The 19,030-nt window shown below is 62.3% G+C and carries 16 protein-coding genes; 6 read left to right on the top strand and 10 right to left on the bottom strand.

Going from position 1 to position 19,030, the window contains the following annotated elements:
• Window positions 1–58: 58 nt before the first annotated feature.
• The gene (locus HX818_RS23110) at window positions 59–499 is read left to right on the top strand and encodes a TadE/TadG family type IV pilus assembly protein (protein ID WP_003212919.1); all 441 of its coding nucleotides are present in this window, start codon (window positions 59–61) and stop codon (window positions 497–499) included.
• Window positions 496–3,243 (top strand): PAS domain-containing sensor histidine kinase, encoded by a 2,748-nt coding sequence (locus tag HX818_RS23105; protein WP_087693102.1) that lies wholly within the window; start codon window positions 496–498, stop codon window positions 3,241–3,243. The genes HX818_RS23110 and HX818_RS23105 overlap by 4 nt, the downstream gene beginning before the upstream one ends.
• Here the strand turns inward: HX818_RS23105 and HX818_RS23100 are convergent.
• From HX818_RS23100 to HX818_RS23080, 5 genes are all read right to left on the bottom strand, one after another.
• Window positions 3,240–5,261 (bottom strand): pilus assembly protein TadG-related protein, encoded by a 2,022-nt coding sequence (locus HX818_RS23100; protein ID WP_256346368.1) that lies wholly within the window; start codon window positions 5,259–5,261, stop codon window positions 3,240–3,242. The two genes, HX818_RS23105 and HX818_RS23100, sit on opposite strands and share 4 nt — an antisense overlap.
• Window positions 5,262–5,390: 129 nt before the next feature.
• Complete coding sequence (locus HX818_RS23095) at window positions 5,391–5,948, bottom strand: DUF4136 domain-containing protein (protein WP_003212927.1); 558 nt, start codon at window positions 5,946–5,948, stop codon at window positions 5,391–5,393.
• Between the two features lie 45 nt (window positions 5,949–5,993).
• Window positions 5,994–6,599, bottom strand: a complete 606-nt coding sequence (locus HX818_RS23090; protein WP_063033315.1) for a DUF4136 domain-containing protein — start codon at window positions 6,597–6,599, stop codon at window positions 5,994–5,996.
• Between the two features lie 24 nt (window positions 6,600–6,623).
• A complete protein-coding gene (locus HX818_RS23085; RefSeq protein WP_177008340.1) occupies window positions 6,624–7,373 on the bottom strand; it encodes a methyltransferase domain-containing protein in 750 nt (249 codons plus the stop codon).
• Window positions 7,370–7,675 (bottom strand): MazG-like family protein, encoded by a 306-nt coding sequence (locus HX818_RS23080; protein WP_177020791.1) that lies wholly within the window; start codon window positions 7,673–7,675, stop codon window positions 7,370–7,372. The genes HX818_RS23085 and HX818_RS23080 overlap by 4 nt, the downstream gene beginning before the upstream one ends.
• Before the next feature lie 162 nt (window positions 7,676–7,837).
• On the opposite strand from HX818_RS23080, the gene HX818_RS23075 reads away from it, so the two are divergent.
• The 3 genes from HX818_RS23075 to HX818_RS23065 all read left to right on the top strand — a co-directional run bounded on the left by HX818_RS23075 (window position 7,838) and on the right by HX818_RS23065 (window position 10,236).
• Complete coding sequence (locus HX818_RS23075; RefSeq protein ID WP_003212934.1) at window positions 7,838–8,128, top strand: hypothetical protein; 291 nt, start codon at window positions 7,838–7,840, stop codon at window positions 8,126–8,128.
• A 294-nt stretch (window positions 8,129–8,422) separates the two neighbouring features.
• Window positions 8,423–8,725, top strand: a complete 303-nt coding sequence (locus HX818_RS23070) for a DUF6124 family protein (RefSeq protein ID WP_023659366.1) — start codon at window positions 8,423–8,425, stop codon at window positions 8,723–8,725.
• A 164-nt stretch (window positions 8,726–8,889) separates the two neighbouring features.
• Complete coding sequence (locus tag HX818_RS23065) at window positions 8,890–10,236, top strand: MATE family efflux transporter (RefSeq protein WP_134325669.1); 1,347 nt, start codon at window positions 8,890–8,892, stop codon at window positions 10,234–10,236.
• On the opposite strand, the gene HX818_RS23060 is transcribed toward HX818_RS23065, so the two are convergent.
• The 5 genes from HX818_RS23060 to HX818_RS23040 all read right to left on the bottom strand — a co-directional run bounded on the left by HX818_RS23060 (window position 10,220) and on the right by HX818_RS23040 (window position 15,666).
• A complete protein-coding gene (locus HX818_RS23060; protein WP_177020790.1) occupies window positions 10,220–11,083 on the bottom strand; it encodes an alpha/beta hydrolase in 864 nt (287 codons plus the stop codon). The genes HX818_RS23065 and HX818_RS23060 overlap by 17 nt on opposite strands.
• Before the next feature lie 181 nt (window positions 11,084–11,264).
• A complete protein-coding gene (gene speA, locus HX818_RS23055) occupies window positions 11,265–13,178 on the bottom strand; it encodes an arginine decarboxylase (RefSeq protein ID WP_003217295.1) in 1,914 nt (637 codons plus the stop codon).
• Window positions 13,179–13,390: 212 nt separating this feature from the next.
• Window positions 13,391–13,762: a translation initiation factor Sui1 gene (locus HX818_RS23050; protein WP_003217297.1), complete on the bottom strand. Its 372-nt coding sequence runs from the start codon at window positions 13,760–13,762 to the stop codon at window positions 13,391–13,393.
• A gap of 297 nt (window positions 13,763–14,059) precedes the next feature.
• Window positions 14,060–14,596: an NUDIX hydrolase gene (locus tag HX818_RS23045; protein WP_008439015.1), complete on the bottom strand. Its 537-nt coding sequence runs from the start codon at window positions 14,594–14,596 to the stop codon at window positions 14,060–14,062.
• A 2-nt stretch (window positions 14,597–14,598) separates the two neighbouring features.
• Window positions 14,599–15,666 carry a DUF2333 family protein gene (locus tag HX818_RS23040; protein WP_003217301.1) on the bottom strand — a complete coding sequence of 356 codons (1,068 nt, stop codon included), beginning with the start codon at window positions 15,664–15,666 and terminating at the stop codon, window positions 14,599–14,601.
• A 274-nt stretch (window positions 15,667–15,940) separates the two neighbouring features.
• Between HX818_RS23040 and HX818_RS23035 the strand changes: the two genes are divergently transcribed.
• Entirely contained in the window at window positions 15,941–17,611 is a 1,671-nt protein-coding gene (locus HX818_RS23035) for a PleD family two-component system response regulator (protein ID WP_177020789.1), read from the top strand.
• The last annotated feature ends 1,419 nt before the right edge of the window (window positions 17,612–19,030 follow it).

Raw genomic sequence — 19,030 nt, 5'->3', positions numbered from 1 at the left:
CTTTTTGCTGAATGATTCTATGCTGATATCAGGTAGTAGTAGTCAGGGTAGACGAGTCATGAAAAAAGGCCTCGCTAAAAAGCAAAAAGGTGCCGCCGCGCTGGAGTTCGCGATGGTCTTCATGATTTTTTTTGCCATTTTTTATGGCCTGGTCAGCTACAGCTTGCCGTTATTGCTGATGCAGTCCTTTACCCAGGCCGCCGCCGAAGGCGTAAGACGTAGCGTCGCGCTGGACCCCGCCACGCCTGGCTACGTCACGGCACTGCCGCTGCAGGCCGTCAGTGCGGCGCAGGCACAACTGGCGTGGATCCCCTCCCAGTTCAAATTCCTTCCCGGGTACGTGACGGCCGTCTACAACTCGTCAGGCGTGTTGACGGTGTACATCAATTACCCGACGTCCAGCCTCCAAAGTGTGCTGCCGTTCCTGGTACTGCCAGGCATCGGTACCGTCCCCGCCCTGCCTCCCATGCTGTCTGCCCAGTCGAGCATGCAGTTTTGACCTCAGGCGATAAACTCTTCGGCCGCCTGCTCGGACGTGGCAACCAGCTGCCTGCTGACGCACCGGCAGCGATCCCGGCAACCGCCGCGCTGTTGTTCTACCTGGACGCCCAGGGCCGCGTAATGGATGTCCATGGCCCGCTTCGCCATCGACTCGAACACCCCGCTGCGCAACAGCAACAGGCACCCTCGCTGCTCGACTACCTCACTGCGGCGAGCCGCCTGGTGATCGAGGGCACGCCCAGCGACTGGCAGGGGCAAAGCCTGGACCTGGAGCTCAAGGGGCTCGCCGGGCAAACCCTGCATACCCGTGGCTGGGTCCAACCCGAAGGCAAGGGCTGGCTCCTGCAATTGCTGGACATTGGCGACCTGATTGCCCATCGCCAACTCACCCAGGTGCGCGAACACAATCAACGGGTGAGCGACCAGATCAGCGAGCAACTGCGGGTCTGCAGCCTGGTGCGCCTGCCCGAAGTACTGCAAGACACTCTGCAGGCTATTTCCCAGCACTGGCACATCCCCTGCGTCGCCATCGCCTTGCTGGATGAGCAGGGCCAGGCGTGGTGCATCGAGGGCTGTTACACCGCCCACGATGCGCCGGTACTCTGGAGCAACGGCCAAGCCCTGGGCTCCAGCCTCGACAGCCTGGGCGGCACGGCGCCAGTGAGCCTGGAGGTAAACCGTGGCCACAGCGAACACCCACGCCTGCAAGGCCTGTTTGGCAATACTGATGGTTTTCTGGTGCCCTACCGCGACGGCCTGGGCGTGGGCGCATGGCTGCTGTGCGGGGTGTATCACCGCCAGGAACACACCAGCGACCGTGACTGGTTGCAACTGACCGCCGCCCTCGCGGCACCGCTGCTCGGCCGCCTGCGCGAACTGCGCCATCAACAGCAACTGGAACGCCTCGACGCGCTGCAAGGATTGCTCGGCACCGGCTGGTGGGAGCTGTCCCCACACACTGAAGACCTCGAACTCGCCCCACCGCTGCTGCACACCCTGAGCCAAGGCGAGGCGATCACACAGCTGTCGCTACCCATGTGGCTCAAGCTGATTCACCCTGCCGACCGGGAAGAACTCGCCAGCCGCCTGCAAGACCTGAAGACCCTGGGCAAACCGCTGTCCACCAGTGTGCGCCTGCAACGTGCCGACGCGGCGCTTAACCCCATCTGGTATCGCGTGCAGGGGCAAGCGTTGGGCTCGGGTGAGCATCGCCGCCTGGTGGGCTTCATGCTCGACATCAGCGACATAAAAAACCAGGAGCAACAGGCCGCCGCCGCCCACGCACGCCTGGATAACCTGATCGCCAGTTCCCCGGCTGTGATCTATGTGCAGCGCTACGTCGAGGGCACGCTGCAACCGGTGTTCTTCAGCGACAGTTTGCTGCCGCTGCTTGGCCGCACCCTGGCCGACTTCACTCCGGCGACGCTGAACCAGTGGATCCACCCCGAAGACCGCGACCTCTACTTCGACCGTACCCGCCAACTGCTGCGCGAAGGCAGCGTGCGCAGTCGCTACCGGGTGCTCGACACACAGGGCAATTACCACTGGCTGCTGGATGAAGCCCGGCTGCTGCGCGACGACCTCGGGTTGCCCGTGGAAGCCGTGGGCCTGTGGCTGGATGTGACCGAGACGACCCTGGCGGCGCAACGGGTCAAGGAAAGCGAGGAGCGCTATCGAATCCTCGTGGAAGACTCCCCGGCCATGATCTGCCGCTACCTTCCGGACCTGACCCTGACCTTCGGCAACACGCCCCTGGCCAACTACATGGAATGCCTGCCTGGACAGCTGCCGGGCATGAACCTCAGCCAATGGTTGTCGGACGAACAACACGAGGCGTTTGTACTGCGCATCCGCCAGCTCACCCCGGAATTCCCGGTGAGCACCGCCGAAATCAGCCTGCAACTGCCGGGGCGCACACATGCCTGGTGGGTGTGGTCGGACCGGGGCGTGTTCGACGAACAGGGCCAATTGCAGGAAGTGCAGGCCGTGGGCCGCGACAACACCGAAGTGCGCCGCTCCCAGCAGCAACTGACCCAAAGCGCCAAAATGGCCACCCTCGGCGAAATGGCCACCGGCCTGGCCCATGAGATCAACCAGCCGTTGAATGTGATGCGCATGGCCATCGTCAACGTGCTCAAGCGCTTGAGCAACGGCGATGCACAGATCGACTACCTGACGGAAAAACTCCAGCGTATCGACTCCCAGGTCCAGCGCGCAGCCCGCGTGGTAGACCACATGCGGGTGTTCGGCCGCCGTTCGGAAGTCGAACAGCAGCCCTTCAACCCGGCGCAGGCGGTGGAAGGCACTCTGTCGCTGCTCAGTGAAGGCATGCGCGGCAAAGGCGTGGACCTGCGCGTGGCACAGCTAGACGTGACGGTGCAGGTCAAAGGCTATGTCGACCAGCTGGAGCAGGTGCTGATCAACCTGATGGTCAACGCCCGCGATGCTCTGCTGAGCAAACGCGAACACGACCGCGACCTGCAACCGTGGATCTCGGTGCAGATCGAGCAGGACAGCCGCCACGTACGCATCTGGGTCGAGGACAACGGCGGCGGGATTGACCCGCGGCTGCTGGAGCGGATTTTCGAGCCGTTCTTCACCACCAAGCCGATTGGCGTGGGCACCGGCCTCGGGTTGTCAGTGAGCTACGGCATTGTCGAGAACATGGGCGGCCGGTTGAGCGTCGCCAACAGCGAGCATGGGGCGAAGTTCTGTGTGGAGCTGCCGGTGGTTGAAGCCTAATTCACCAGGGCCGCTTGCCCATGCGGCCGGCAACTGAGGTTGGCGCCCACTTCCACCGCGTTCAGGTTAACCCCAAGGTTCGACAACAGGCTGTTCACCACCGGGTCCAGAATAGGGCTGAGCACTCCGCCAATCACGGTGCCCAAGGTGCTGTTGAGCCCGTTTAGCACTGTGCCCGCCGTCGTCAATAACCCTCCCAGCAGATTGAACCCCGTTGGCTTGTAGACCTGGAACTGGATACCGCTCAACGCGTTACTGATCGCGCTGAGAAGGCTGGCTGTCGATGAGGCGTAGTACTGCGGCGGCAGGTTGATTTCCGGCGGTTGGAGGTACGTGTGGGGGGGCAAGGCACTTGTCGCAGCGCCCACCGGACTGTTGACGCTCAAGCCCAGGCCGCCCCCGTAAAACGCTTTGCGGGTGGACGGATCACAAGTGGTAGGCCCCAGGCCCAGCAAGGGTTTGAAACAGGTAATGGATCCGATATCCACCACCGGCACTGGAGGAATCGGATTAAGGGTGGTGTTGCTGTTAAACGCGTTGATCAGTTGCGGGCTCTGGCCAATTTGCACGGTAACGATCGAGGCATTGGTCTGGGTGGTCAGGGTCTTGGTAGCGTCGCTGACGCAGGTAAACCCGGTGACATAGCTTTCAGCCGTGCCCAGTTGAAGGACCACATCTATCCTGGCGGCCGGCGGGTTTGAGGATGACGACAGCACCTGCAAATTCGTCATCTGGCAATAACCACCCAGTACACACAGCACCGAACTGATGGTTCCTCCCAGGTTCAAGCTCAACAAGTTGTTCAAAACGTCCGAAAGCGGCCCGACCAAGCCGTTCAGGGCGGCCTGCACCGCGGGAGAATCCAGCGGTGGCAACCCTAACGTCAGGCCGACGCTGATCTGAGCCGTTTTTACGTAAATGCGGGTTGCTGAAGTTTTATCCACGGCAAACCGCGGATCGCCAATAGCGGACAACTGCGGTGGCTGAATCACCTTGACCTGAACACCTGCATTCACCAGGCCCGGAATATTCACCGGGATGGTCGCCACCACCCCGTTCTTGGTATTGGCCAATTGCACAAAGGCTTCGGCCAGCTGGAACACATTCAGGCTGGTATTCAGCCCCGCCGACACCGCCCCCGTTTGCAGCTGCAGCAGGCTGCCCAGGGTGACATCAAGGTTGCCGATTATCGCGTTGATACTGGTAAGACCGCTGACCGCCACGCTGGCTGTATTGCCTCCGGCACTGAGCACCGTAATGGCTGCGTCGACCAGCTGACTGATCTTGACCGTCTTGGTCAGCAGTTGATCGTAGGCTCCGGCCGTGACGCCCACGTTCAACGCCAACTGGTTGAGGTAGCTGAGCAAGTTGATGTTGGTGTCTACCAGGCCCTGCCAGCCTGCCACGCTCAGGTTCAGTGAGCCGCCCAAGAGTTGGCCGAACAACAGGTTCAGTGCTGCTGATTTGCTCGAGTCCACGGTGACCAGGGTCGATTTGATCGTCAGTTGCGCCTGAGGCGGCAGGATCTTCGGCGCCGCCACCGCGACGGCAGACAACTGGGTGTTGAAGTTGTAGCCGCTACCGCTGAACAACGCCCAGACACCCCCGGCAACGCTGGTCATGATCGGGCGCGAGGCAGTCACCTGGATGGCATCGGTCTTGGTCGCGTCTGCGGAGAACACCCGCTGGTTGGTGGCGCCGGTGGTCAGCACGCCGCATTTCACTATCAGGGCGTTTGCTGGCGGGATGACATAACCGTTGCGCACTGCGCTGGCACGGGCATAGGTGGGCGCGGTATTGGTGGCGGGCAGGCAATCCCCCTTACGCTGCACTGCCTCCAGTGCCGCCATATCGGCAATCCCCTGCAACTGGCGTTTTTCCAGGTACAAACGGCTGCTATCAACCACCAGCAACATGAATACCAGCACCATGCCCAGGGTCAAGACCGCCACCAAGCCAACCGCACCGCGCTGCCTTGCAGGCCCGGCGTGGTGACCGGAACGAAGTCGAAGAGACATCGAGCACTCCTTTGCCGGCACACTGCCGAGCGCTTACTCTCCTGTGTTGCTTGGGAGTGTAGTCAAGAGCGGCGGGGGCTGCAGGCCAGTCGCCATAGAACGGCGACTGGCGGAGGGCTGATCAGGCGATCAATGCGGCGGGTAGTTGGAAAGCACCTTGGTCACCGTGGCACGAATAGCGGCACTGCGGTCTTGGGGTTCAGGCGAGCTGGCGAGGATCTGCTCATCGCTGCCACGCCACACCAGCTTGCCGTCCTTGCCGTCGAGCAAGTCAATCTGGATGGTCGCGACCTTGTAGGTGATGTTGCGGGTTTCGTTATACATCGGCGCGCCCCAGTAACCATTCCACGGGCCGCCCCAGGCGCCGCCGTAATTGGTGGTGACTTGTTGCTGGCGGTCTTCGACGATCAGGTAGGTCTGTACATTCAGGTCAGCCTTGGTGCCCGGCGCGGCAGGACGCAGGCCACGCTGGTCGAGCTGCTCGCCCACGGCCTGGCGGATGCGCTGTTCGGTGAGGTCACTCTTGATCCGTGGGTCATCCGGGCGGTATTGCAGCGCGGGCTCTTTCCAGCTCCAGCTGCGGTAGGCGCCAAAGTCCCGGCTGGCGTCGAAATCATGGTTGACCTGGCTGGTCTGGCAACCGCCCAGCAACACAACAACAGCAAGTGCAGCAATACGACGAAGCATGGTTTTTCTCCAAAAGACAATCCGGGCCTGAGATGAGAATAGCTGCTAACTGGGCGGGTAGGCAGTCATTGCCTTTTGCATCGCCTCACGCAGCGAGTCGGCGCGCTCGCTGAGGCTGCCCTGGCTCGTGGTTTCGGCGCTGGTGCTCCATACCGGCTGGCGGGTGCGCGCGTCGAACAGGCTGATGCGCGCCACGGCCACCGTCACTTCATAAGTGCGTACCACCGGCACACTGTTGTACATGCCGTAGCCGTTGCCGTAGCGGTTATAACCGCCGTAACCGTAGCCATAGTCGTCCTGGACCTGGCGCAGGCGTTTTTCCAGGCGCACGTCGGCGCTTACCAGCAGGTCGGGGGCGCGGTTGTCATGCAAGGGGCGCAGGCCGCGCTGGTCGAGGGCGCCGCTGACCGCCTCGGCAATCTGCGCCGAATCCGCCCAGGCCGAGCCTGCCGGCAGCTGGTTGTTGAGCCAGGCCCAACTGCGGTACGCGCCGTAGTCGCGCACCGGCGCCGGGTAGGCGCTGGCATCAAAGGTGTTGGCCGCCTGGGCAGGCGCCGGCGGCATCGGGGCAGACGCCGCCACATACGGGTTGGGGCTTTGGCAACCCGCCAGGCCCAGGCCCAGCAGGATCAGTCCAAGACAGCGCTTCATTTCGACCTCCGCAGACTGGGCCGCTTAAACCGGACGGCAGATCCAGTGCAAATAACGCCCAAGTCCGGCAAAGCTTGGGTGACGACGGTGTGCGAGCTCCATCTCCAACAAATCCTGCAACTCGGCGCGGGCCTGGAATTCCACCGGCATATAGTCGTGGAACACCCGCACGCCACTTTCGGTTTCGACCTGCCACAGGCCCTCTAGTTGCGTCGCCAACTCCCGTGGGTCCAGGGGTTGTTGCGGCGTGAGGCTCTGCTTTTCGCCGGCCATATCGTTCTTGCGCATTTTGCGGAAGTGGCCTTTGAGCAGGTTGCGGTAAATCAAGGCATCGCGGTTATAGAAGGCCAGGGACAGCCAGCCACCGGGCGCGGTCAACTGGTGCAGCACCGGCAGGATCGCATGGGGTTCGGCCAGCCACTCCAGCACGGCGTGGCACAGCACCAGGTCATAGGGTTCGGTGAGCTGGCCCAGCAGGTCTTGCCAGGGGGCTTGAATGAACGTGGCTGTCTGCCCGGCTTCGGCGAAACGCTGGCGGGCGCCTTCGAGCATCGGCTCGGCGGGTTCGGCCAGGGTTACATCGTGGCCGCGCTCGGCCAGCCACAGCGACATATGGCCCAGCCCCGCGCCGATATCCAGTACCCGCAGCGGGCGGTCCGGCAGCGCTTCAATCAGGTCGGCCTGCAGCACGGCCAGGCGAATCGCGCCCTTGGCACCGCCATAGATCTTCTCGGCGAAACGGGTGGCCAACTGGTCGAAATGACGGTCGCTCATTTGGCAAACCGCCGTTCGCTGTCGGCCAGCTTGGCCTGTACCACCAGATCCATGTCCAACCCCAACTCACTGCACAACAGCAGCAGGTACAGCACGATGTCACCGACTTCCTGGCCGGCATGGGCGAGTTTGTCGGCGGGCAACTGGCGCGACTGGTCTTCGCTCAACCACTGGAATATCTCCACCAGCTCGGCCATTTCAACGCTGGCGGCCATGGCCAGGTTCTTGGGGCTGTGGAACTGCTTCCAGTCGTTGGTATCGCGGATGCGGTGCAGGCGTTCGGTGAGGTGATCGAGGTTCATGGGGGGCTCCTGAAGGTGTATAGCTTCGGGCGCAAGCCGCGCGAAGGCAAGTGAATCCCTGCGGCCCGTAAACCTCTATGCTAGAAGGGAACTAGCTTGGGCCAATAACGAACAAAGGCTCAGGTTCGGCAGCTACGCCCACCGTCTTATCAGGACACACACATGCAAACAGACTTTTTCGGATGGCTGGGTCTCAAGATCGGCCAGATCATCCACTTTATCGTCGAGTTGTTCAGCGGGCTGTTCAATACCCTGTCCCACGCGGGCGGCGACTTTGTCGACGGGCTGTCCAGATCCTTGGGGATGGACACCTCGATCATCAGCATCCTCATGCTGATTATCGGCTTGATGCTGTTGTACTCGGCGGTGCGCGCGTTTATGCGGGCTTCGATCATCATGGGGATTATCTGGTTGATGCTCGGGCTGTGGGTGCTCAGTTGGGTGGTGCATTAATAAAGGGCCAGCAGGGTAAATCCCTTTAATTTGAGGGACGTTTCCGAGACAATCTTTCGGCCTTGTGCCTGTTGGGATGGGTGGCTAGTCTTCGGCCCTTCACTGCATATCAGTGATCGGGTTTAGTCGCCCGGAATTAGTGAGCGCAAGTTGTCGCCATGCTTCATGGCGGCTGTGCGCAGGGCACCTTCGGGTGCGCCGGGTTCCACTAGCCGGTCGACTAACCTGCGTACAGCCGCCACCCTCGTTTAGTCGCGCGGGTGTCAGCTCCTTACCTTCTAGTGGAGTTACACCATGCATAAGCTCGTCCCCGATCCACCCAGCGACCTCCTCAACGACCGCGCCGCCTTCAATCGCGCCCTCGAACATTACCTGCCATCCCAAGGCTTCCACACCATCAACGAAGACCTGAGCTTCGAAGATTCCCTGCTCTACACCGCCAGCTTGCTCAGCAGCGCCTCGGCGACTGCGCTTGATTGCGGCGAACTGCTGGAAAGCCCGCAGCGCGCGAAGATCCTGGCGGTTTGGCATCTGCTGGAAATTGCCAAGACCACCGTCGACCGCTCCATCGAATGCCTGCACCCGCGCAAAACCTGACACTACGCGGTCAAAAATGTGGGAGCGGGCTTGCTCGCGAAAGCGGTGGATCAGCCAATACATCCGGCGACTGACACACCGCTTTCGCGAGCAAGCCCGCTCCCACATTGGCCCTGCGGCGCAGCTAATGGACAGTTACACTACCGCTCCCCAAAGGAGCCCGCATGACTTCCCTGCTAACCGACTGGCGCGACCGCCCCACCCACCGCCGCGTGTGGGCCCTCGCCGCGCCGATGATTTTGTCGAACATCTCCGTGCCGCTGGTAGCGCTGGTGGACAGCATGGTCATCGGCCACCTGCCCCACGCCCACCAACTCGGCGCCGTGGCCGTTGGCGCCAGCCTGTACACCTTCCTCGCCTGGGCCATGGGTTTCCTGCGCATGGGCTCCACCGGCTTTGCCGCCCAGGCCGCCGGGCGTGGTGATGGCGCGGCGCTGCGGCAGATTCTGTTGCAAGGACTGCTGCTGGCGCTGGGCCTGGCGATGTTGCTGGGCAGTATCGGCATTCCGTTAAGCGGCCTGGTGCTGGACTGGATGCAGCCCTCGCCCGAACTTAACCAGCTGACCCGCGAATTCTTCCACACCCGCCTCTTCGGCCTGCCCGCAGCGCTGGCCAGCTATGCGCTGGTGGGCTGGTTCCTTGGCACCCAGAACGCCCGCGCGCCGCTGGCGATTTTGCTGACCACCAACCTCGTGAACATCGCGCTCAACCTGTGGTTCGTGCTGGGTCTGGATTGGGGTGTGGTCGGCTCGGCCCGCGCCTCGGTGATCGCCGAATGGACCGGCGCCCTCCTCGGCCTGGCCCTCACCCAAAAAGCCCTGCGCGCCTACCCTGGCCATATCGCCTGGGCGGCACTCAAGCTGTGGCAAAGCTGGCGCCCGCTGCTGGCGGTGAACCGCGATATCTTCATCCGCAGCCTGGCCCTGCAATCGGTGTTTTTCATGATCACCGTGCAAGGCGCTCGCTTGGGGGATGCCACGGTGGCGGCGAATGCGCTGCTGCTCAATGGTCTGTTGCTGACGGCCCACGCCCTGGACGGACTGGCCCACGCCGTGGAAGCCTTGTGCGGCCACGCCATCGGCGCCCACGACCGCCAGGCCTTGCGCCGCTCGCTGGTGGTGGCCTGTGGTTGGTCGTTGCTGGCGAGTATCGGCTTCGCGATCCTGTTCGCCGTGTTCGGCCACCTGTTTATCGCCATGCAAACCGATATTCCGAGCGTGCGCGAAACCGCCGACATCTACCTGCCCTACCTCGCCGTACTGCCGTTGATCGCCGTGTGGAGCTACCTGCTGGACGGCCTGTTCATCGGCGCCACCCGCGCCCGGGAAATGCGCAACGGCATGCTGCTGACGGTGGTGATTGTGCTGCCCTTCGCCTGGGCCTTGCAGGGCCTTGGCAACCACGGGTTGTGGATAACCTTCCTGCTGTTCATGGCCCTGCGCAGCCTGACGCTGTGGGCAATTGCCTGGCGCCTGAACAAACAGGACCGCTGGCTCACTGACCCGGCGTGAACGTGATAAAAGCCGTGACCCGGTCCAATACGGGCGCCAGCCAGCGCAGCGGCCGGGACATCGACGCCACCAATGTGGCGTGGCTGGTCCTGGTGAAGTAGAACTCCTCCACCGGCACACCCGCCGCTCGCAGCTTTTTCGCCAACCCGCCGGTGTTGCGCTTGGGGTTGACCAGGTTGTCGTCCACCGAAGCAATCAACAGGCTGGGGGGTGCGCTTTGGCTCACGTGGTTGATGGGTTGGGAATCGGGCGGCGAGTCCGGGTAGAAGAACACCGGGCGCACCTCGCGGTTTTCAATCGGCAGGAAATCATACGGCCCGGCGAGGCCGATCCATCCCTTGAAGACTGACGGCGACAGGCCAACCCCGGCCAGCCACTGCGGGTCCAGCGCCAGCATTGCGGCGTTGTACGCACCGGAACTGTGGCCCATCACATACAGCTTGCGGGGATCGCCGCCGTATTCGGCACTGTGCTGATACGCCCACGCGACTGCTTGGGCGCCGTCCTGCAAAAACAGTGGGTAGCGCACTTGCGGGTAAAGCCGGTAATCGGCGATCACCACCACGATGCCGCGCGAGGCCAGGGCTTCGCCGACGAAACCGTAGTCATCCTTGGAGCCGCTGTTCCAGCTGCCGCCATAGAAAAACACCACGACGGGCGCGTCGGGCAAGGCGGTGACGGGGCGGTAGATATCGAGTTTCTGGCGGGGGTCATCGCCGTAGGCGAGGGAGGAGGTTTTGGTGAAGGTGCTGGTGGGGGTGAGTGCGTTGAGCACTTTGATCGGGGAGCAGGCTGCGAGCAGCGTCGCGATGGCCAGGGTGAACACTTGCAGGAGCTTTTTCGACATTATTCAGGCCCTATAAAAACTGCAGGACTTGCGGCGATCCAAATGTGGGAGCGGGCTTGCTCGCGAAGGCGGTGTATCAGTCTGCACATGTATCGACTGACACACCGCCTTCGCGAGCAAGCCCGCTCCCACACTGGATCTCTGTCACATTGAGATCTTTGTCAGCCTGGAAGCGGTGTGCTTACGAGGACAGGTACGACGAACGCGTCAAACCAAGACGCAACGCATCCAGGAACTGAGTCCGCTCCGCCGCCGTGATCTTCGCGCTGGCGCACTTGTCACGGTAGTGAGTCATCAACTCCTCCGGCGACAAGTGCACGTAGCGCAGCATGTCTTCGATGGTGTCGTGGGTCTCGATCCCGGCGCTGTACACCGACCCGTCGTCACGCTGGTAGATGTTCACCGAGTCGGTGTCACCGAACAGGTTGTGCATGTCGCCGAGAATTTCCTGGTAGGCACCCACCAGGAAGATCCCCAGCAGGTAGTCCTCGCCTTCTTTCACAGCGTGCACCGGCAAGCTGGTCTCGATGCTTTGCTCATCCACGTACTGCTTGATCTTGCCGTCGGAGTCGCAGGTCAAATCCTGCAGCACCGCACGGCGCAGCGGCTCTTCGTCGAGGCGATGCAGCGGCAATATCGGCAGCACCTGCCCGATGGCCCAGGTGTCCGGCAGGCTCTGGAATACCGAGAAGTTGCAGATGTATTTGTCGGCCAGCTTGTCGTTGAGTTCGTCCAGCACCTGGCGGTGGGAACGCTGACGGGCTTTCAGCGAGTCGTGCAGGCGGCGGCAGACGGCGAAGTAGCATTGTTCAGCCAAGGCCTTCTCGGCCAGGGTGATCTTGCCGTCGGCGTACTGGGTTGCCACGTCGCTCATGTAGTGAGTGGCGCGCCAGTAGGTTTCGGTGACCATTTCAATGTCGGTCGGGCCCAGCAGGTCCACCAGCCATTGCACGGTTTCCGGCAGGCTTTCCTTGTTTTCGATCAGCGGCACGTCGTCGTTGTGCTTCTCGACGTCAGTGACTTGCACCACCAGCATGGCGTGGTGGGCGGTCAGGGACCGGCCGCTCTCGGAGAAGATGTTCGGGTGCGGCAGGCTCTGCGCGTCGCAGAATTCCTTGAGCATGCCCACGACCACGCCGGCGTAGTCGTCCATGTCGTAGTTGATCGAGCTGGCGTTACGCGAGTGGGTACCGTCGTAGTCCACGCCCAGGCCGCCGCCCACGTCGATGTGGTCCACCGGCAGGCCGAGGTTGCGCAGTTCGCCGTAGTAACGAATGGCTTCCTTGAACCCGTGCTGGTAGTCGGCCAGGTTGGCGATCTGCGAACCCATGTGGAAGTGCAGCAGGCGGATGCCCTGGTCCAGGCCCGCCGCGCGGAAGCGCTCGACCACCGACAACAATTGCGCCGCCGACAGACCGAATTTGGATTTCTCGCCGCCGGTGTCCGCCCACTTGCTCGACGCCAGGGACGACAGGCGCACCCGCAGGCCCACCTGAGGCTTGACCTTGAGGTTGGCGGCTTCTTCGATCACCAGGCCGACTTCGGATTCTTTCTCGATCACGATGAACACGTTGTGGCCCAGCTTCTGGCCCATCAGCGCGAGGCGGATGAACTCACGGTCCTTGTAACCGTTGCAGACGATGGTGCCGCCTTTCGGCGCCAGGGCCAGCACGGCCAGCAGCTCGGGCTTGGAGCCGGCTTCCAGGCCAATGGACACGTCCTGGGTGGCGATGATGTTCTCGATCACCGCTTCCTGCTGGTTCACCTTGATCGGGTACAGCGCGGTGTATTTGCTCTGGTATTCCAGGCGCTCGATATTGGAGTCGAACGCGCCGGTCAGCTGGCGCACGCGGTCTTGCAGGATGTCGGGGAAGCGCACCAGCAACGGCAGGGACAGGCCGCTTTTGCGCAGCTCGTCGACTTGCTCGTACAGGTCCACAGGCGTGCTGTTCGGGCCGTTCGGACGGACTTCAACGCGACCGGCATCATTGATCGCGAAATACCCGGCCCCCCAATGGCGAATCCCGTAAACACTGCGGCTGTCCGCAACTGTCCATTGGCTGCCATCGTCTTTGCGTGTGCGTCGTACGGACATCGAAGTCCCCTATAAATGAAGTCGAAGTGCACCGGCCTGATCAGAGGCTGGCGCAGTCTAAAGAATGAAAATGACGATTTGCCTGTGAGAGGGGTAGACCCCACTTGCAGGACAGAGTTTAGACACCGGTCAGGAACAGGCTCTGTGAAAACCATGGAGACGACAGTTCGCGTTCAGCCAGCGGGCTATCGGGGTGGTTTTCACAGAGGCTGCTAGCCGCCGGATTTCTTCGCCTTGTAACCCAGCTTGATCAGCTCGGCCAACAGCAACTCGACGTGGTCACCCTGGATCTCGATCACGCCGTCTTTCAGGGCGCCACCGGTGCCACAGCGCTTTTTCAGCGTGGTGGCCAGTTCCTTCAAGGCTTCTTCGGCCAGGGGCACGCCAGTGATGGTGGTCACTGTCTTGCCGCCACGGCCCTTGCTCTCGCGACGAACGCGGGCAATACCATCGCCTTCGGGAATCAGGGTTGTTTTGCAGGTACAAGCGTCCACGGGCTGGCGACAGTCCGGGCAGTGTCGACCTGCGTCGGTGGAAAATACCAGGCCACCAAGGGCGGCGAAGGATGCGGCTTTTTTGGCCACCGGCAATCCTCTTGGGAGGACAAAGACTGATCGATGGGGTCATCGACCGCGAAGCCCCACTCAGGCAGGGGCAGCGCTACTGAACCGCCGATGTTCAAACCACTGTAGGAGCGAGCTTGCTCGCGAAGGTCGTCAACGATAACGCGGGCCTTCAGACAGCACGCGTCGTGCTTACGTTTTTCGCGAGCAAGCTCGCTCCTACAGGGTGGAACAACAGCGGTTCAGCCTGAAAAGTCGCGCAGTGTAACGGCAAAAACGCCCCTTGCTAAGAGCCAAATGGCGCCAATTTATGCAACTTTAGCGACGCAGGGCCAAATAACGACGCAACCCTTCCTGGGCATCCGGGCAATAGGGCTTTTGCTCGGCCTCCTGAAGCACCGTCGCCAGGGGCAGAAAGCGCGCTTCCATGACTTCTTCCGGCTGGATTCGCAGCGGCCCGTCCCACACGGCCGAGAACGAGGTGCACCAGAGCCGGCTGTCGCCGTCTTCGAAGTAGAAGTGATCGTGGGCGGTCAGTTCGACGCCGCTGACGCCCAACTCTTCTTCCAGCTCACGGGCCGCCGATTCGGCATAGGACTCGTGGGCCGCCACCATTCCGCCCGCCGCCGTGTCCCAGAAACCCGGGTACATGGCTTTGCTCAGGGTGCGCCGGTGCACACACAGCTCACCGGCCGAGTTGAACAGGAAAATAAAAGTGCAGCGCCCGATCAGCCCGCGCCGGCGCAGATCGGAACGTACGAGGCTGCCGAGCAGGTTGTCCTGCTCGTCGACCCAGGCAATCAGTTCGGCGTCGGAGGCGGCGCGGTGCGCTGCCTCCCTGGTGGAAGCGTCCATCATCAACCCTGGTTCAGGAGCTGACGCAGGTCGATCACTGCAGCGTTGGCCCGGGAAATATAGTTGGCCATGACCAGCGAATGGTTGGCCAGGATGCCAAAGCCACTGCCGTTGAGAATCATCGGGCTCCATACCGGCTCTTGCGAAGCTTCCAGCTCACGAATGATCTGGCGCACGCTGACGGTGGCGTTCTTCTTGGCCAGCACATCGGCGAAGTCGACTTCAATGGCGCGCAGCAGGTGCGACAGGGCCCAGGCCTGGCCGCGGGCTTCGTAGAACACGTTGTCGATCTGCATCCACGGGGTTTCCACCACTTCTTCGTCGACCTGCGGCACTTCACCCGGCGCCAGCGCTTCGGTTTTCAGCGCGGTGTTGAGCTTGACCCGGCCCACACTGGCCGACAGCCGTTGCGACAGCGAGCCCAGACGGGTCGCCACATCACCCAGCCAGTTGTTGAGGTTGTCGGCACGTGCATAGAACAGAGCGCCTTTTTGATTCGGGTCGGACAAGCGCGCTTCGTAGCGGCTCAGGGAATTGATGCCTTCCTGGTATTCCGACTCGCTGGACGGCAGCACCCAGCTCTTGTTGTCGAAGTTGAAGCGCGGTTCGGCCTTGGCCAGGTCTGCGTCTTCCGCCGACTGCGACTGGGAGCGGGCGAAGTCCTTGCGCAGGGCACGGGTCAGGTCACGCACCTGCACCAGTACGCCGTACTCCCAGCTCGGCATGTTGTCCATCCACAGGCCCGGCGGGAAACGGTCGTTGGAAATGTAGCCACCCGGCTTGTTCAGCAGGGTGCCCACCACCGTCTTGAGGGTTTCGACGGTGGTAAAGCCCACCACCATCTGCTTGCCATCCTTCTCGGCGGCAATTTGCGCATTCTGCTGGACCGGGAACAACGCAGGCTCTTCGCTCCAGTACCAACCCAGGGCACCGGTGACCAACAGGTACAACGCAACCAGCGAGAGCAACGCACGGCTCATCAGCAGGTTACGGAAATAGCTGCGAGGGGCCGACTTGGTTTCAGGGGCCGGGCCCTTTGCACTGCCTGCGCGGTTTTTCCAGTCCAGCATGGCGATATCCTTTCAATCACTTGAGTTCAATAGCTACGACCACAACCCTGCCCCATCGTGCCGAGCAGTGCGGCGCTTTTAGCCAGGGTGGCGCGAGTACGCGGTTCGACTATAAAGGATGCACGCTGTTTACGCCCGCGCGACTGCATGGTCGATAAATGAATCTCTGCGACCTTGCAGTTAATTGACGTATGACACTCGTGCAACGGAAAAGAGGTGCTAGCATAGAGCCATCAGTTCGACCTCAGCATGCAGCCTAACTAGTAGTCAGGATATGACCGAGCCAGAAGACCCCAGCCGTGAGCGTCTCAAGCACCATTTTGCCCAGCGGGTAATTCATCAGGCACGTCAAATTCTTGAGATCTGGCAGCGCCTGCAACGCAGCGAATGGTCGAACACTGACTTGTCCGAGCTCAGTGAGGCCAACCTGCGCCTGCTGCGCTTTGCCGAGCGCTTCGAGCAGCCGGAACACGGCCAGCTGGCGCACCAGATCGGCGCTTCACTCAAGGCGGTGGATGACAACCGCGGCCGCCTGAGCAGCCACCTGATCACCGAACTCAACCGTTTGATGCAGCGCCTGTCGCGCACCGGGCTGCGCCAGGGCGACCAGCTGGAACAAACCCTGCTGCCGCCGATGCGCAAGCCGATCTACGTGATGCTGGCCGATCACGACCGCGCCGACCGCCTGGCCAAGCAGCTGGAATTTTTCGGCTTGAGCGCCCAGTCCCTCGACAGCGTGGCGGCGTTTCGCTCATCCATGGCCGAGCGCTTGCCGGCGGCCATTGTGATGGATGTGGATTTCTGCGGCGCCGGCCTCGGCCTGAAGCTCGCCGCCGAAGCCCAGGAAGGCCTGGAGCAAAAGCTGCCACTGCTGTTTTTCAGCCTGCACGAAACCGACACCCCCACCCGCCTGGCCGCCGTGCGCGCCGGCGGCCAGGAGTTCCTCACCGGCACCCTGGAGGCGTCGAGCCTGCTGGAAAAAATCGAAGTGCTGACCTGCGTCGCCCAGTACGAACCTTATAAAGTGCTGATCATCGACGACTCGCGGGCCCAGGCGATGCACACCGAGCGCCTGCTCAACAGCGCCGGCATCGTCACCCGAACCCTGATCGAACCGATCCAGGCCATGGCCGAGCTGGCGGACTTCCAGCCCGACCTGATCATCCTCGACATGTATATGCCGGCCTGCACCGGTACCGAGCTGGCCAAGGTGATCCGTCACAATGACCGCTACGTCAGCGTGCCGATCATCTACCTCTCGGCCGAAGACGACCTGGACAAGCAACTGGACGCCATGAGCGAAGGCGGCGACGACTTCCTCACCAAGCCGATCAAGCCCCGGCACCTGATCACCACCGTACGCAACCGCGCCGCGCGGGCACGCAACCTCAAGGCGCGGATGGTGCGCGACAGCCTCACCGGGCTGTACAACCACACCCACATCCTGCAACTGCTCGAAGACTGCAGCTTCCGCGCGCGCCGCGAGAGCAAGCCGCTGAGTTTTGCGATGCTCGACATCGACCACTTCAAGCGGGTCAACGACAGCCACGGCCACCCCATGGGCGACCGGGTGATCAAGAGCCTCGCGCTGTTTCTCAAGCAGCGCCTGCGCAAGACCGACTATATAGGCCGTTACGGCGGCGAAGAATTTGCCATCGTGATGCCCGACACCGACCTCGACAGGGCTTGCCAAGTACTTGACGAGATTCGCGGGCGCTTTGCCGAGATTCACTATCCCGCCCAGCCCCAGGATTTGTGGTGCACGTTCAGTGCCGGCGTGGTGGAGCTCTGCGACGGCTCCGACAGCCTGATGATGGCGGCCCAGGCCGACGAGGCGCTGTACCGCGCCAAGGATGCCGGGCGTAACCGGGTGATGTCGGCGCGTGCATCAAAGCAAAGTGCCACCTTTTCACCGGAATCCACCGAATCCGTCATAACTCTGTAATGGAAACGCAATAACTTCAGGCACTTACTTCTGCTGTCGGTTGAAACCACGCATGCGCCTGAAGCTGCTGACGAATCTGAACACCCTCCTTCTGGTCGCCGTTTGCCTGGCCCTGGGCGCTACGCTCTGGTGGTCGCAACGTGCCCTGGAACGGCCTTACCTGCTGATGGAGCGCTACCTTGGCCTGTCGCAGACGTTCCAGAACCAGGCCGCGCGCAATATCGACGATTACCTCGCCAGCGGCGACGCCCTGCGCCTGAGCGGCGCCAGCCAGAGCCTGGAAAACCTGTTACAGCAGCTGGATGAGTTACCCGCAGAGCTGGCGCAAAACCTGCGTCCCAGCCTTGCCGACCTGGACACCTTCGGCAAGACCGACCTGCTGGCCGCCGGTAAGCTGGCCGGCGACCCGCAAGCCCTGTTGCTGCAAGCCGAACGCGAACTCGGTGCCAACCTGGAGCAACTGAACCAGTACGCCAGCGGCGTCAGTACGCCCGAGGCGGCGCGCTATCTGCCGCCGTTGCTCGCTGCGTCCCAGCACCTGGCGAAACTCTCCCTGGCCCGGGACAAGCTGGTGAGCAGCGGGCGCAGCGAACTGGCCGACGATGTGGAGCGCGAAGTCAGTAATATCCGCAGCCAGGCTGACGTGCTGGGGCAGCTGCCATTACTGGGGGTGACCGCCAGCAGCGAGTCCAGTACCGACGATTTCTCGGCCATGATGGGCCTGGAAAACACTGAAAAAACCGTGGCCCAGGACACCGGCGTCGACCTCAAGCGCGAACTCAACAGCCTGCTGACCCGCTACCCCGCCGAGCTGAAACGCACCCGCGAACAAATCCAGCAACGCACCGAACTGGCCACCGCCACCCACTTGAAAATCAACGCCGTGCAGCAAGCCATCGCCGGGCTGGAGCCTGTGGTGCGCGCCCAGCACGCGCAGATCCAGAGCGAAGTGCGGCTGATGCAAGGCGTGATGATCGGCCTGATTCTGCTGATCGCCCTCTTGATCGACACCTTGCAGCGGCGCCTGGCGCGGGTACTGACCAACCTGGCGCCGGCTTTGTCCACCTGGGCCGAAGGTGACTTCAGCCAACACATTGCCCTGGGCAAGACCAACCGCGAACTGCACGATATCGAAGAGTCCCTGAACCGCCTGCGCGCCTACCTGGTGGACCTGGTGGGCACCATCAGAGGCAACGCCGAGCAAGTGGCCGGCAGCAGCAGCGCGCTGGCGGAGTTGAGCAGCGGCATGCACGACGGGGCCGAGCGCCAGGCCGGTGATACCGCGCAGATTCGCGATTCCCTGGGCGAACTGGAAGCGACTATCCAGCAGGTTGCCGGAGACGCCAGCCAGGCTGCCGAGGCCAGCCGCAGCGCGGGCCAGGCCGTCGAGCAGGGCCAACGGGTGATCGGCCTGAGCCT

This window comes from Pseudomonas sp. F9001 (genome assembly GCF_013385435.1).
Lineage (GTDB): Bacteria > Pseudomonadota > Gammaproteobacteria > Pseudomonadales > Pseudomonadaceae > Aquipseudomonas.
This window is presented reverse-complemented; position numbering and strand designations above follow the sequence as displayed.

Excerpts from the sequence above, each read along its gene's own strand:
- HX818_RS23100 (WP_256346368.1), bottom strand. The coding sequence starts at position 5,261 with ATGTCTCTTCGACTTCGTTCCGGTCACCACGCCGGGCCTGCAAGGCAG.
- HX818_RS23045 (WP_008439015.1), bottom strand. The coding sequence starts at position 14,596 with ATGGACGCTTCCACCAGGGAGGCAGCGCACCGCGCCGCCTCCGACGCC.
- HX818_RS23110 (WP_003212919.1), top strand. The coding sequence starts at position 59 with ATGAAAAAAGGCCTCGCTAAAAAGCAAAAAGGTGCCGCCGCGCTGGAG.
- HX818_RS23065 (WP_134325669.1), top strand. The coding sequence starts at position 8,890 with ATGACTTCCCTGCTAACCGACTGGCGCGACCGCCCCACCCACCGCCGC.
- HX818_RS23035 (WP_177020789.1), top strand. The coding sequence starts at position 15,941 with ATGACCGAGCCAGAAGACCCCAGCCGTGAGCGTCTCAAGCACCATTTT.
- speA (WP_003217295.1), bottom strand. The coding sequence starts at position 13,178 with ATGTCCGTACGACGCACACGCAAAGACGATGGCAGCCAATGGACAGTT.
- HX818_RS23080 (WP_177020791.1), bottom strand. The coding sequence starts at position 7,675 with ATGAACCTCGATCACCTCACCGAACGCCTGCACCGCATCCGCGATACC.
- HX818_RS23060 (WP_177020790.1), bottom strand. The coding sequence starts at position 11,083 with ATGTCGAAAAAGCTCCTGCAAGTGTTCACCCTGGCCATCGCGACGCTG.
- HX818_RS23040 (WP_003217301.1), bottom strand. The coding sequence starts at position 15,666 with ATGCTGGACTGGAAAAACCGCGCAGGCAGTGCAAAGGGCCCGGCCCCT.
- HX818_RS23095 (WP_003212927.1), bottom strand. The coding sequence starts at position 5,948 with ATGCTTCGTCGTATTGCTGCACTTGCTGTTGTTGTGTTGCTGGGCGGT.
- HX818_RS23085 (WP_177008340.1), bottom strand. The coding sequence starts at position 7,373 with ATGAGCGACCGTCATTTCGACCAGTTGGCCACCCGTTTCGCCGAGAAG.
- HX818_RS23075 (WP_003212934.1), top strand. The coding sequence starts at position 7,838 with ATGCAAACAGACTTTTTCGGATGGCTGGGTCTCAAGATCGGCCAGATC.
- HX818_RS23090 (WP_063033315.1), bottom strand. The coding sequence starts at position 6,599 with ATGAAGCGCTGTCTTGGACTGATCCTGCTGGGCCTGGGCCTGGCGGGT.
- HX818_RS23070 (WP_023659366.1), top strand. The coding sequence starts at position 8,423 with ATGCATAAGCTCGTCCCCGATCCACCCAGCGACCTCCTCAACGACCGC.